General features: G+C 63.0%; 10 protein-coding genes. 7 read left to right on the top strand and 3 right to left on the bottom strand.

Annotated features, from left to right (window positions below; all coding sequences use genetic code 11):
* Positions 1–187: 187 nt before the first annotated feature.
* The gene (locus ACUXVH_RS19900; RefSeq protein ID WP_065363441.1) at positions 188–1,207 is read left to right on the top strand and encodes a quinone-dependent dihydroorotate dehydrogenase; all 1,020 of its coding nucleotides are present in this window, start codon (positions 188–190) and stop codon (positions 1,205–1,207) included.
* 133 nt (positions 1,208–1,340) lie between these two features.
* Here ACUXVH_RS19900 and rmf read toward each other — a convergent pair whose 3' ends face one another.
* On the bottom strand, positions 1,341–1,556 hold the full coding sequence (rmf, locus tag ACUXVH_RS19895) for a ribosome modulation factor (protein WP_015634760.1): 216 nt from the start codon (positions 1,554–1,556) through the stop codon (positions 1,341–1,343).
* Between the two features lie 544 nt (positions 1,557–2,100).
* On the opposite strand from rmf, the gene rlmKL reads away from it, so the two are divergent.
* Both rlmKL and ACUXVH_RS19885 read left to right on the top strand, forming a co-directional pair.
* A complete protein-coding gene (gene rlmKL / locus ACUXVH_RS19890) occupies positions 2,101–4,365 on the top strand; it encodes a bifunctional 23S rRNA (guanine(2069)-N(7))-methyltransferase RlmK/23S rRNA (guanine(2445)-N(2))-methyltransferase RlmL (RefSeq protein WP_053150032.1) in 2,265 nt (754 codons plus the stop codon).
* Positions 4,366–4,501: 136 nt separating this feature from the next.
* Positions 4,502–6,901 (top strand): sensor domain-containing diguanylate cyclase, encoded by a 2,400-nt coding sequence (locus ACUXVH_RS19885; RefSeq protein WP_065363442.1) that lies wholly within the window; start codon positions 4,502–4,504, stop codon positions 6,899–6,901.
* A gap of 42 nt (positions 6,902–6,943) precedes the next feature.
* Here the strand turns inward: ACUXVH_RS19885 and dacB are convergent, their stop codons facing one another.
* Positions 6,944–8,404, bottom strand: a complete 1,461-nt coding sequence (dacB, locus tag ACUXVH_RS19880; protein WP_015634763.1) for a D-alanyl-D-alanine carboxypeptidase/D-alanyl-D-alanine endopeptidase — start codon at positions 8,402–8,404, stop codon at positions 6,944–6,946.
* A 234-nt stretch (positions 8,405–8,638) separates the two neighbouring features.
* On the opposite strand from dacB, the gene ACUXVH_RS19875 reads away from it, so the two are divergent.
* Positions 8,639–8,983, top strand: coding sequence for a YggL family protein (locus ACUXVH_RS19875; RefSeq protein WP_011060201.1), 345 nt, complete (start codon positions 8,639–8,641; stop codon positions 8,981–8,983).
* Between the two features lie 190 nt (positions 8,984–9,173).
* Here ACUXVH_RS19875 and ACUXVH_RS19870 read toward each other — a convergent pair whose 3' ends face one another.
* Entirely contained in the window at positions 9,174–10,364 is a 1,191-nt protein-coding gene (locus ACUXVH_RS19870; RefSeq protein WP_065363443.1) for a benzoate/H(+) symporter BenE family transporter, read from the bottom strand.
* A gap of 319 nt (positions 10,365–10,683) precedes the next feature.
* Between ACUXVH_RS19870 and ACUXVH_RS19865 the strand changes: the two genes are divergently transcribed.
* The 3 genes from ACUXVH_RS19865 to ACUXVH_RS19855 all read left to right on the top strand — a co-directional run bounded on the left by ACUXVH_RS19865 (position 10,684) and on the right by ACUXVH_RS19855 (position 13,589).
* Entirely contained in the window at positions 10,684–11,448 is a 765-nt protein-coding gene (locus ACUXVH_RS19865; RefSeq protein ID WP_011060203.1) for a GntR family transcriptional regulator, read from the top strand.
* A gap of 208 nt (positions 11,449–11,656) precedes the next feature.
* On the top strand, positions 11,657–12,607 hold the full coding sequence (locus tag ACUXVH_RS19860; protein WP_015634765.1) for a LysR family transcriptional regulator: 951 nt from the start codon (positions 11,657–11,659) through the stop codon (positions 12,605–12,607).
* A 148-nt stretch (positions 12,608–12,755) separates the two neighbouring features.
* Positions 12,756–13,589 (top strand): hypothetical protein, encoded by an 834-nt coding sequence (locus ACUXVH_RS19855; protein ID WP_015634766.1) that lies wholly within the window; start codon positions 12,756–12,758, stop codon positions 13,587–13,589.
* Positions 13,590–13,668 lie beyond the last annotated feature (79 nt).

Below are 13,668 nucleotides of genomic sequence, written 5' to 3'. Positions count from 1 at the left end.
GAAGCAGGGGCGGGTGACGACGCCATTGTCCTGGCACCTCAGCCGTCCTTGGCCGAGGTCTGCATGCACAAGAGAGTGCAAGGCATATGCCAGCCCGGTGGGGATTTTACTTCGCGCCTCGCCTGCAAGCCCCGGGGCCGGCTATAATCGGCGCCCTATTTCGCCGCCAACCGAGTTCATCCCGCCCATGTATACCCTGGCCCGCCAGCTGTTGTTCAAACTCTCCCCGGAAACCTCCCACGATCTGTCCCTGGACCTGATCGGCGCGGGCGGGCGTTTGGGCCTTAACGGGCTGTTGTGCAAGGCCCCGGCGCAGATGCCGGTCAAGGTCATGGGGCTGGAGTTTGCGAACCCGGTAGGGCTGGCTGCGGGCCTGGACAAGAACGGCGCAGCCATCGACGGCTTCGCCCAATTGGGGTTTGGTTTTGTCGAGATCGGCACCGTCACCCCACGCCCGCAAGCGGGCAACCCCAAGCCGCGGATCTTCCGCCTGCCCCAGGCCGAGGCCATCATCAACCGCATGGGCTTCAACAACCTGGGGGTCGACAACCTGCTGGCACGGGTCGCGGCCTCGCAATACAAAGGCGTGCTGGGGATCAATATCGGCAAGAACTTCGACACCCCGGTGGAGCGGGCGGTGGATGATTACCTGATCTGCCTGGACAAGGTCTATGCCCACGCCAGCTATGTCACGGTCAACGTCAGCTCGCCCAATACCCCGGGCCTGCGCAGCCTGCAATTTGGCGAGTCGCTCAAGCAACTGCTGGCGGCCTTGAGCCAGCGCCAACAGGAACTGACTGCGATCCACGGCAAGCGTGTACCGCTGGCCATTAAGATCGCTCCGGACATGAGCGACGAGGAAACCGTGGAAGTGGCCCGCGCCCTGCTTGAAACCGGCATGGACGCAGTGATCGCCACCAACACCACTTTGAGCCGAGAAGGTGTCGAAGGCCTAGAGCACGGCGCCGAGGCCGGCGGCCTGTCCGGCGCACCGGTACGGGAAAAGAGCACCCACACGGTCAAGGTACTGGCTGCTGAACTGGCCGGCCGTTTGCCGATCATCGCCGTGGGCGGCATCACCGAAGGCAAGCACGCGGCTGAGAAGATCGCTGCGGGCGCCAGCCTGGTGCAGCTGTATTCGGGGTTCATCTACAAGGGGCCGGCGCTGATTCGCGAGTCGGTGGATGCCATCGCGGCCATGGGCTGAGAGGGAAGGACGGCACGCGGGCATAAAAAAGGGCTCCTCGAAGGAGCCCCTGGGCCGAAGCCCGCCGCCCGGATGGGGCGTGCGTGGTTAAGTCGTCATCTATTCAAGTTTTAGGTGTCGGAATGTGCCCTGATCAGCCGACAGCGCGAAGTTCGTTGAGTCTGTGGATGCCCGCAGTGCCTGTCATACCGTCCCAGTTGTCGCCGCGTCCTTCTCGCCAGCCGTTAATCCAGGCTTGGCGCACCGACGGTAGAGTAAATGGGCAAAGCTCACGGGACTTGCCATTAACGCCATACTGATATCCGCGTAAAAACGCTTTTTCCAACGGATCACGCTTTAGTCTTCTCATAGGGTGTTTCCCTCACTTGTTGACTGCTTTATGTCCCGTCGACCTTCGTTGAGGTCGGGCAGATTGCTTCTGCCGTTGGTGCTCGCTGCCGGCGTCGCGAGCTTTGATGTTGACGCCGTTGCGGCGCCAACCTGTGTTGAGTTCTAACCAATAGGTCACAGCAAGTGAATGATCGTTTTGTCATAAGGACGTAACGATAATGCTGTCCAGGCCATAAGCCTGGGGCGGTTTTGTATCGTGCCTGTCACGCAAAGCCCCCTGTGATCAGCCTCTCACTAGATGATGAGGTTAATGCTTTAGTGAGAATGTCGAACGGTTGCACTCAACTACTATTCGACGAAGGGTCGACTTATGTCATTTTGTTGCCCTGACTTTTTATCTGTCCCGGCCTCTAAGCTCTTTTGCCCTGCAAGAAAGCCAGCCTGCCGGGGTGGGACGGCGCAGTTTCGCGCCACACGAGCGCTCTTGAAGAAAAGCGCTTGATTGAAAAACGAACGGGCGATGCGTTGCCCGTTCACTTATTGCTAAAGGCCCTGGTATTCCCATGTCGGATCGTTACGAAATCTTCCTCACCTGTCCCAAAGGCCTTGAAGGCCTGCTGATCGAGGAAGCCGTCGGGCTTGGCCTTGAGCAAGCGCGTGAGCACACTTCTGCCGTGCGCGGCATGGCCGACATGGAGACAGCCTATCGCCTGTGCTTGTGGTCGCGCCTGGCCAACCGGGTGCTGCTGGTGCTCAAGCGCTTCCCGATGAAGGACGCCGAGGATCTCTACCACGGCGTGCTGGATGTCGATTGGCAGGACCACATGCTGGCCGACGGCACCCTGGCCGTGGAGTTCAGCGGCCATGGCTCGGGCATCGACAACACCCACTTCGGCGCCCTGAAGGTCAAGGACGCCATTGTCGACAAGCTGCGCACTCCGACCGGCGAGCGCCCTTCGGTGGACAAGCTCAACCCCGACCTGCGCATCCACCTGCGCCTGGACCGCGGCGAAGCCATCCTCTCCCTGGACCTCTCCGGCCACAGTCTGCACCAGCGCGGCTACCGCCTGCAGCAAGGCGCCGCGCCGCTCAAGGAAAACCTGGCGGCGGCGATCCTGATCCGTTCCGGCTGGCCGCGCATCGCTGCTGAAGGAGGTGCCCTGGCCGACCCGATGTGTGGCGTGGGCACCTTCCTGGTGGAGGCGGCGATGATCGCCGCCGACATCGCCCCCAATCTCAAGCGTGAACAATGGGGCTTCACTGCCTGGCTCGGCCACGTGCCGGCGCTGTGGCGCAAGCTGCACGACGAAGCGCTGGCCCGGGCCCAGGCCGGCCTCGCCAAGCCACCACTGTGGATCCGCGGCTACGAAGCCGATCCGCGTCTGATCCAGCCCGGCCGCAACAACGTAGAGCGCGCCGGCCTGAGCGAGTGGATCAAGATCTACCAGGGCGAAGTGGGCACCTTCGAGCCGCGCCCGGACCAGAACCAGAAAGGCCTGGTGATCTGCAACCCACCCTACGGCGAGCGCCTGGGTGACGAAGCCAGCCTGCTGTACCTTTACCAGAACCTCGGCGAGCGCCTGCGCCAGGCCTGCCTGAACTGGGAAGCGGCGGTGTTCACCGGCGCTCCGGACCTGGGCAAGCGCATGGGCATCCGCAGCCACAAACAGTACTCGTTCTGGAACGGCGCCTTGCCCTGCAAGCTGCTGCTGATCAAGGTCCTGCCGGATCAGTTCGTCACCGGCGAGCGCCGCACTGCCGAGCAGCGCCAGGTGGAACGCGAGCAGGCCCAGGCCGCCGCGGACGAAGCACCCGTGCGCCAGTACAACAAGAATGGCAACCCGATCAAGCCGGCCCCGGCTCCTGCTCCCGTGGTCGAGCAGGCGCGCCTGAGCGAGGGTGGGCAGATGTTCGCCAACCGCCTGCAAAAGAACCTCAAGCAACTGGGCAAGTGGGCCAAGCGCGAGGGCATCGAGTGCTACCGTGTCTACGATGCCGACATGCCGGAATACTCCCTGGCCATCGACCTCTACCAGGATTGGGTGCACGTGCAGGAGTACGCGGCGCCCAAATCGGTGGACCCGGAAAAGGCCCAGGCACGTCTGTTCGATGCCCTGGCGGCGATTCCCCAGGCGTTGAATGTCGACAAGAGCCGGGTGGTGATCAAGCGTCGCGAGCGCCAGAGCGGCACCAAGCAGTACGAGCGCCAGAGTGCCCAGGGCCAGTTCACCGAAGTCCGTGAAGGCGGGATCAAGCTGCTGGTGAACCTTACTGACTACCTGGATACCGGGCTGTTTCTCGATCACCGGCCGATGCGCATGCGTATTCAGCAAGAGGCGGCGGGCAAGCGTTTCCTCAACCTGTTCTGCTACACCGCCACCGCCAGTGTGCACGCGGCCAAGGGCGGCGCGCGCAGCACCACCAGCGTCGACCTGTCGAAAACCTATCTGGACTGGGCACGCCGCAATTTCTCGCTCAACGGTTTCTCCGACAAGAACCGCCTGGAGCAGGGCGATGTGATGGCCTGGCTGGACAGCTGCCGTGACGAGTTCGACTTGATCTTCATCGACCCGCCGACCTTCTCCAACTCCAAGCGCATGGAAGGGGTGTTCGACGTGCAGCGTGACCAGGTGCAGTTGCTGGACCTGGCCATGGCACGCCTGGCGCCGGGGGGCGTGCTGTATTTCTCCAACAACTTCCGCAAGTTCCAGCTGGATGAAAACCTCGCCGCGCGCTACCAGATCGAGGAGATCACGGCGAAAACCATCGACCCGGATTTCGCCCGCAACGGCAAAATCCACCGTGCCTGGAAAGTCACCGCGCGCTGATGGCCGGATATGTCCCCGAGGCCTGTTTTTTCAGGTTTCGGGGGCTGTTTAGCGCTGGTCAAATTAGTGGCTAATAGCTATAACTCACACTTGGTCCGGATGATGCCCAAACTCGCTGGCGTGATGAGTTCTGCTTATGCCTCTGCATGTTGTACGCCCGAAAATCCTGGGTTTCATAAGTGAAGAGGTATCTGCCTGGCTGGTGGCGGTGCTGGTCCTGGTTGCGGGCGGCATCCTCACCGGGCTCTTGGCCTGGTCCACCTACAGCCTGAACAAGCAGCAGGTGCGCCAGCGCTTCCAGTTGCTGGCCGGCGAACGCTACAGCCGCATCGAAGAACGCTTTCAAGACCAGGAACAACGCCTTGACGGCTTGCGGCGCTTCTTTGTCAATTCCGACCTGGTGACCCGCCAGGATTTCGATGGCTACGCCAAACCCTTGTTACGCCGCACCCAGGCCTATGCCTGGGCGCCTCTGGTGAGCCGCGCCCAGCGCCCGGGGTTCGAGCAGTCGATTCGCGATCAGGGGCTGCCGGGTTTTTCCATTTTGCAGTTGAATGCCACGGGCCAGATGGAGCCGGCCGGCGAGCACGATGACTACGCGCCGGTGCTGTACAGCCAGACCCAGAGCCCCCTGGGGTCGCCCCTGGGTTACGACCTCCTGGCTCAACCCCTGCGCCGAGCCACCCTGGAACGTGCCCGGGAACTCAATGGCCTGGCGGTCTCGCCGCCTTTGCAACTGGTGGCCGTGGACCAGGCCTATGCGCGAGGGGTGCTGCTGGCGGCGCCGGTCAGGCGCGCGCAGGATGCTTCCGGCCCCCAGGACCGGCCCTACGGCTATGTTCTGGCGATCATCAGCCTGCGGCAACTGGTGGCGGACGGCCTGCCGGTTCCTGCCAGCGATAACCTGTCGGTGCGGATTCTCGACCTGTCCACCGAGGGCCAGCACGAGGTGCTCTACGAGTCGAACAACCCGCCCATCAGCAGCAGCCTGACCGCCAGCCGCCTGCTGCGCCTGGCGGACCGGGACTATCAGGTGGACATCCGCCCCAGCGCGGCCTTCCTGCACGCCAACCATTCAGCCCAGGGTAGCCTGGTGATTCTTGGCGGCATGCTCAGCCTGCTGCTCAGCGCCTTGCTCTACGTCCTGGTCAGCCAGCGTCAGCGGGCTCTGGCCCTGGTGGAGCAGCGCACCGAGGAGCTGCGTAGCAGCGAGCAGGCGTTGCGCGGCACCCACAGCCAGTTGCGCTGCGTGCTCAATGCCGCCACTCAGGTAGCGATCATTGCCACCGACCTGCGCGGAGTGATCAGCACTTTCAATGCCGGGGCCGAGCAGATGCTTGGCTACAGCAGCAGTGAGGCGGTGGGGCACCTGACCCTGGAAAGCCTGCATTTGCCCGAAGAGCTGGAAGGCTGGGCCCAGAGCCTCACCCAGCGTTACGGCAAAGCCATCCCGGTGTCCCAGGCGATGCTGGTGGAAGAGGGCATGGCCGGCGGGCATGAAGCCCGGGAATGGACCCTGGTGCGGCGTGACGGCAGCCATCTGCAAGTCAACATGCTGGCCACCCCGGTGCTTGACGACCAGGGGTTGTGGATCGGCCATCTGGCCATCTGCATCGATATCACCGAACGCAAGCGCGTGCATGAAGCCCTGGCCGCCCGTGACCGCTTGCTGCAGCGGCTCAGCGCCCACGTGCCCGGCGGGATCTATCAGTTCAAGCTGGACGCCGACGGGCATACCAGTTTTCCCTATGCCAGCGATGGCCTGCGCGAGATCTACGAGATCGAGCCGCAACTGCTGCAGCAGGATGCCGAGGCGGCATTCGAGCGCATCCATCCTGAGGATGTGGAGCGGGTGCGTGAGTCGATCCGGGTTTCGGCGCAGCAGCTCAGTCCCTGGCGCGAGGAGTACCGGGTCTGCCTGCCGCAGCGGGGGGTGCGCTGGATGCGCGGCGCAGCGAGCCCGGAAAGCCTGCGGGGCGGCGGTGTGCTCTGGCACGGCTATATATCGGATATCTCCGATCTCAAGCGGGTCGAGGAGGAACTGCGGGCATTGTCGGTCACCGACTCCCTGACCGGTATCCACAACCGACGCTATTTCCAGGAGCGGCTACAGGCCGAGATGCACCGCCTGGAGCGAGGTGGTGGCGTCATGGCGGTGATCATGCTGGACATCGACCATTTCAAGCGGATCAACGATCAGTACGGTCACGGTGTGGGGGATCAGGTGCTGCGCGGGTTGTGCGAGCGCATCGGCCGGCGCCTGCGGCGCATCGACGTCTTCTGCCGTCTGGGGGGAGAGGAGTTCATGGTCCTGTGCCCGGACACCAGCGGCCAGCAAGCGCTGATTCTGGCGCAGGAGCTGTGGCACGGTGTGCGCAGTTCGCCGATCGGGCCGGTGGAGAGTGTCACCGCCAGTTTCGGTATCGCCAGTTGGCGTGCGGGGGAGGGTGCAGATGAGCTGCTGCTGCGGGCCGACTCTGCGGTCTATGCCGCCAAGCAGGCGGGGCGGGACCGGGTCCTGATGGAACAGCCGTGAACACTGGCGGCGCGCAAGGCTTGCCGCCGCCAGCGTCGCCGCTTACAGCACCGAAGCGCTGGTCGCCAGTTTCGGCTGGCGGTACAGGTCCAGCAGGACCTGGTCGAGTACCGAAGAGGCGCCGAATGGCCGTGGGTCGTTGAGGATTGCCACCACCGCCCAGGTATTGCCGTTGTCGTCGCGGCTGTAGCCGGCGATGGCGCGCACGGTGTTCAGGGTGCCGGTCTTGATGTGCGCCTCACCGGACATGGCGGTGCGCTTGAGGCGCTTGCGCATGGTGCCATCCATGCCGGCGATCGGCATCGAGCTGATGAACTCGGCGGCGTAGGGGCTTTTCCACGCCGCTTGCAGCAGGCCGGCCATTTCCCGGGCACTGACCCGCTCGGCACGCGACAGGCCGGAACCGTTCTCCATCACCAGGTGCGGCGAGGTGATGCCTTTCTTCGCCAGCCATTGGCGCACCACACGCTGGGCCGCCTTGGCGTCGTCGCCATCGGCTTCGTTGCGGTACTTGGCCCCCAGGCTCAGGAACAACTGCTGGGCCATGGTGTTGTTACTGTATTTGTTGATGTCGCGGATGATTTCCGCGAGGTCCGGGGAGAAGGCGCGGGCCAGGACCTTGGCATCCTTGGGTACCACGGCCAGGCGATCCTGGCCCTGGATGCTGCCGCCCAGCTCGCTCCAGATCGCCCGCACCGCGCCGGCGGTGTAGGTGGCGTGGTCCAGCAGCGACAGGTAAGTCTGGGAACTGCAGCCATCACCCAACTGCCCGCCGACGGTCACGATCACGCTGCCATCGGCCTGGGTGACGGGGTTGTAGCGCACGTCTCCGGTGCACTGCTTGGTGTTGACCGCCTTGACCTGGTTGTCGATGCGGATCTTGGCGATCGGCGGCTCCACCGAAACCAGGACCCGCCCTGAGTCATTGCGGGCAACGAAGCGCAGGGCCTTGAGGTTGACCATCAGGGCGTCCGGCTTGACCAGGAACGGCTTGTTCTCGTCGTTGCCATCGTCATTGAATTCCGGCAGTTGCGGCTGCACGAAGAAGTTGCGGTCCAGCACCAGATCGCCAGTGACTTGCTGTACGCCATTGGCCCGCAGGTCACGCATCAGCAGCCAGAGCTTCTCCATGTTCAGCTTGGGGTCGCCGCCGCCCTTGAGGTACAGGTTGCCATTGAGGATGCCGCCGCTGAGGGTGCCGTCGGTGTAGAACTCGGTTTTCCACTGGTGGGTCGGGCCGAGCATTTCCAGGGCTGCGTAGGTGGTCACCAGTTTCATGGTGGAGGCCGGGTTCACCGATACATCGGCGTTGAAGATGGTCGGGGTGCCGGGGCCGTTCAGGGGAATCATCACCAGGGACAGGGCGTTATCCGGAAGTTTGCTGGCTTTGAGGGCTTGCTGGACCTTGGGGGTCAGGGTGGTGTTGACCGGAGCCGCGGAAACGGGAAAGGCCAGGGGGAGAAAAACACTGGCCAGCAACAGAGGACGCAACGATTTGATCATATGAAATGGAACCCTGCAGTCGAGGGGAAAAAAGGCGAGGGCATGCAGATAAAATCCCTCAGTGGTCATGAAAGTGTCGGCATTATGCCCCAAGGTATAGCGGCTTGTGCCGTGCCACGGGCCCCTGGGGCGGTATTTTTTTTACCAATGGCAGGGTTGCATCCTCATAGAGTCAGGCAATCGCCTGCCTAAACTGGTAAAGTGCCGCCCGTTATTACTTATGAGGATTGTTCCATGGCCACTAACCGTTCCCGCCGTCTGCGCAAAAAACTCTGCGTAGATGAATTTCAGGAGCTGGGTTTTGAGCTGAACCTGGATTTCAAAGAAGGTCTGGCTGACGAAGCTATCGACGCTTTCCTCGACGCATTCCTCAAAGAAGCGATGGAAGCCAACGGCCTGGGCTATGTAGGCGGCGACGACTTCGGTCTGGTTTGCCTGAGCAAGCGCGGTTCCGTCAGCGAAGAGCAACGTGCCACCGTTGAAGCCTGGCTCAAGGCGCGCACCGAGCTGACCACCGTTGAAGTCAGTCCGCTGCTGGACGTGTGGTACCCGGACAACGCGATCAACCCAGTCGCGTGATGTCATGCATGAGCGACCCGTCCGGGTCGCTCATGCGTTGTTGCCCGAGGGCAACCTGTCGATTTTCCCCTTTGTATCCTTGCCTCTGCCACGGGCCAGCCCCGGGCGTTGTCGTGGGCGCCGTTCGCCGGCAAGCCGGCGCGTGAGCGAGCGCCGGTCGGTGTAGAAGCCGGCTTGCCAGCGAAGCCCTTCAGGCGCTGCGCCAGTTCAGGATCATCAGGGTCACCACCCCGGCAACAATTCCCCAGAACGCCGAGCCGATGGAGAACAGCGTCAGCCCCGACGCCGTGACCATGAAGGTGATCAGCGCCGCTTCCCGTTCCTTCACTTCGCTCATGGCGATGCTCAGACCGTTGATAATCGAACCGAACAACGCCAGGGCCGCGATGGACAGCACCAGCTCCTTGGGCAGGGCGGCGAACAGCGCCGCCAGGGTGGCGCCGAAGACCCCGGCGATGCCGTAGAAAATCCCGCACCACACCGCCGCGGTGTAGCGCTTGCTGTGATCCTCATGGGCGTGGGGGCCGGTGCAGATGGCGGCACTGATGGCCGCCAGGTTGATGCCATGGGAGCCGAAGGGCGCCAGCAGCAGCGAGGCCAACCCGGTGGCGGTGATCAGCGGCGAAGCCGGAACTTTGTAGCCGTCGGCCCGCAGCACGGCGATCCCCGGCATGTTCTGCGAGGTCATGGCCACCACGAACAGCGGAATGCCGATGCTGATGGTGGCGGCCAGGGAGAAGTGCGGCGTGGTCCATACCGGGGTCGCCACTTCCAGGTGAAAGCCGCTGAAGTCCAGCAGGCCCATGGCCCCGGACAAGGCCGTACCGATCAGCAGCGCAGCCAGTACCGCATAGCGCGGCGACAGGCGCTTGACCACCAGGTAGGTGAGGAACATGCCCAGCACCAGGCCGGTGCGGTGCTGGGCGGCGACGAAGATTTCACTGCCGATCTTGAACAGGATCCCCGCCAGCAGGGCCGCCGCCAGGGACGCCGGGATCTTTTTCATCAGCCGCTCGAAGCTGCCTGTCAGGCCGCACAGGGTCACCAGCACGGCGCAGGTGATATAGGCGCCGATGGCTTCGCCGTAGGTCACTCCGGACAGGCTGGTGATCAGCAGGGCGGCGCCGGGGGTCGACCAGGCGATGGTGATGGGGGTGCGATAGCGCAGGGAGAGGCCGATGCTGCACACCGCCATGCCGATGGAAATGGCCCAGATCCATGAGGAAATCTGACCGCTGGTCAGCCCGGCGGCCTGCCCGGCCTGGAACATCAGCACCAGGGAACTGGTATAGCCGGTCATCATGGCGATGAAGCCGGCCACTATGGCAGACGGCGAAGTGTCGGCCAGAGGGCGTAACTGCGCGGGAGTGGCATCGGACATTACTGCTGTTCCTTGTTCTTGAAAGACGCAAAAAACCACATCCGGCGCGCATTGATCGAGGCGGGCTCGAGCAATGGGCCAGTAATGGGGTTCAAGGTCCAAGCCTAAACTTAAAAGTAACTTTGCATTGCAATACAGCCGTGACTACAAATAGCCGTACAGTCGTTGAACAAGTCGCGGGCCCGACAACACTTTTTGCTAGTGATGGCCATGGGTTGTGTACAATGTGCCCCTGTTTTAACGCGATACTTGCCAGCGACCCACCGTGGCGTATTAAAGTCACGCTGAAATCGCCGCAGTCCTCCCGACCCGAGTGCCCATGAACGAACAGTTGCAACCTCTCAAGAAACAACCGCGAGCAGGCAAAGCCGGTCGCAGCGGAACCCAGGACGATATTGTCTACGCGCACATCTTTGAGGCCATCCTCGAGCAGCGCCTGGCGCCGGGCACCAAATTGAGCGAAGAGGCGCTGGGGGAGATTTTCGGAGTCAGTCGGACCATCATCCGTCGCGCGCTGTCGCGCCTGGCCCATGAAGGCGTGGTCCTGCTGCGGCCCAACCGTGGCGCGGTCGTCGCCAGCCCGAGCGTCGAGGAAGCCCGCCAGGTATTTCTCGCACGGCGCCTGGTGGAGCGGGCCATTACCGAACTGGCCGTGCAGCATGCCACTGCCGAGCAGTTGCTGGAGTTGCGGCAGATGGTCAACGAGGAACGCGACAGCTTTTCCCGCGGCGATCGTGGTGCCGGTATCCGCCTTTCCGGGGAGTTTCACCTGAAGCTGGCGGAAGCGGCGAAGAATGCCCCGCTGATCAGCTTCCAGCGCAGCCTGGTGTCCCAGACCTCGCTGATCATTGCCCAGTACGAAAGCGGCAACCGTTCGCACTGCTCCTACGATGAGCACACCCAACTGATCGATGCCATCGAAGCCCGGGACGGCGAGCTGGCGGTGAACCTGATGATGCACCACATGGACCACATCGACAGCAAGCTCAACCTCGACGAGGAAAGTGCCTCGGACGACCTGCATGCGGTGTTCTCGCACTTGCTGCAGACCAAGAAACCGGGGCGGCCAAGCGCCAAGCTCTAAGCTGCAAGCCTTGCGTTTCAAGCAATCCCTCGCTTCGTGTGCTGCACGGAGCGAGGGATTCTTGTTTCTGCGGCCCCTTGCCGGGCCTTGGCTTGGGCATTTTGTTGCGGTTTTTGTTTCGGATTGTATACAGTGCCTGCTTCGAGGCGCATGGCCCGGCAGCAGTCGGCCAAGGCTCGCCTCTCGCCCTGCGAAAGGAGCCCGCGGCATGAGCGGCAGAACGCTACGTATTCATTCCTCCGCGATCCACTATTTCGACATGGTCCGGCGCTGCCGCTCGATCCGCGAGGCTGCCCGGCGCTTGAATGTCGCGTCCTCGGCAGTGAACCGGCAGATTCTCAAGATCGAGGACGAGATCGGCGCGCCGCTGTTCGAGCGCTTGCCCGGCGGCCTGCGCCTGACCATGGCCGGGGAGATTCTCAGCCGTCACGCCAACCTGGTGTTGCAGGACCTGGAGCGGGTACGCCTGGAGTTCGACGCCTTGCGCGGCCTGAAAAGCGGCCACGTCGAGATCGCCACCGCCGAAGGTGCCACGGTGGATCTGCTGCCCTCGGTGCTCAAGCGCATGCGTGATCACTACCCGCAAGTGACCATCGGTGTGACCGTGCAGGGTTCGCAATCCATTCCCCAGGCCCTGATCAACAGCCGCGCCGACCTGGGCCTGGCCTTTGCTGTGCCACGGGCCGCGGAAATCCGCCAGTTGAGTGTCGGGCATTTCCGCCTCGGGGCGCTGGTCAGTCCGGACCACCCGCTGGCCGAGCGCGGCAGCGTCAATTTCGCCACCTGTGCCGAGCACGGGCTGATCCTGGCCAAGAGCGAGCTGTCGATCCATCACCTGCTGGCGCCGCTGCACAAGCGTCTGGGCCTGCTGGACAAACCGCCGCTGCAGAGCAACTCCATGGAGCTGGCGCGGCAGATGGCCCGGCACAACATGGGGGTGGCGTTCCAGACCCGGGTCGGGGTCGAGGCGGATCTGCAAAAGGGCGAGCTGTTGCATATTCCCCTGAGCGACCAGGGCGGCATCTACAGCGACCTGGGGCTTTACGCCCGCAGCGGGCGCGACCTGCCCAGCGCGGTGGAGGCGCTGGCGCATTTGCTCAGTGAGGAGATCGCTCTTCGCGAACGGGCCGAGCGCGCCTTCGGCCAGCCGGTGCTCTGAGTCCGGCCTCCTGGGCCTGTGTTGCCATTTCGGCAGCGCCCTGGTCGATATTCTGTGCTTTGGGCGCTGTAGCGCTTGTGTCGATACTGCGTGCGGTCGGCAGCCAGCGAAGCTGCCTAAAGCCACACCGCCACAGGACATAATAAAAATGAAAAAGGCACTACAAGGCGCAACCCTGCTGATGAGCATGATCGGAGCAGGGGAAGCGGCCGCCCTCGAGTGGATGAACAACAGCGTCGGCTTTCGATACGGCAAGGAGTTCACCAACCCGAACAACCCGCACTACATCAGCAAGCGCATCTACAGCTTCACCCACGCCAGCGGTTACCAGTACGGCAGCAACTACCTGCACCTGGATGTGCTGCTCTCCGACAACGACGACCCGCGCAAGGGCACCAACAAGGGCAGCAGCGAGGTCTACGGGGTCTATCGCCACCAGCTCTATTCCTCCCGGGTATTGGATACGCCGCTGGGCACCGGCCTGATCAAGGACTACGCGCTGACCATGGGTTTTGACGCCAGCCGCAACAACAACCTGGGGTCGGCGAAAAAGCGTGCCCTGGTCTTCGGCCCGACCCTTAAGTTCAACACCGTCGGGGTGCTGGACCTGAGCCTGCTGTACTACAAGGAAAACAACCATTCCGGGATCCCCGGGGCCAAAGACCCGGATCACACCTTCGACGACACCTACCTGCTCAACCTGGCCTGGATGCGACCTTTCGAAGTCGGCACCCACGCTGCCAAGTTCCAGGGTTTCGTCAACTACACCGGGGAGAAGGGCCACGACTACAACTACCGCGACACTGCCCCCGAAACCCTGATGCGTACCTCGTTGATGGTGGCAGTGCTGCCGGGCAAGAACGTCAAGCCCAACCTGTATCTGGGTGTCGGCTACGAGTACTGGCACAACAAGTTCGGGGTGGACGGCGGCCGTGGCAGTCGCACCTCGACACCGACCCTGAACATGGAAGTGACCTTCTAGGCTCGCCCGCAGTCCGGGCCTGGATGCAGGCAAAAAAAATCCCCCGTACGCGTCTGGCCAACGGGGGATTTTCATTTTC

The organism is Pseudomonas sp. 8(2025), from assembly GCF_052665325.1.
The sequence above is the reverse complement of the archived record's forward strand: the minus strand, read 5'-3'. Positions and strand labels throughout refer to the sequence as shown.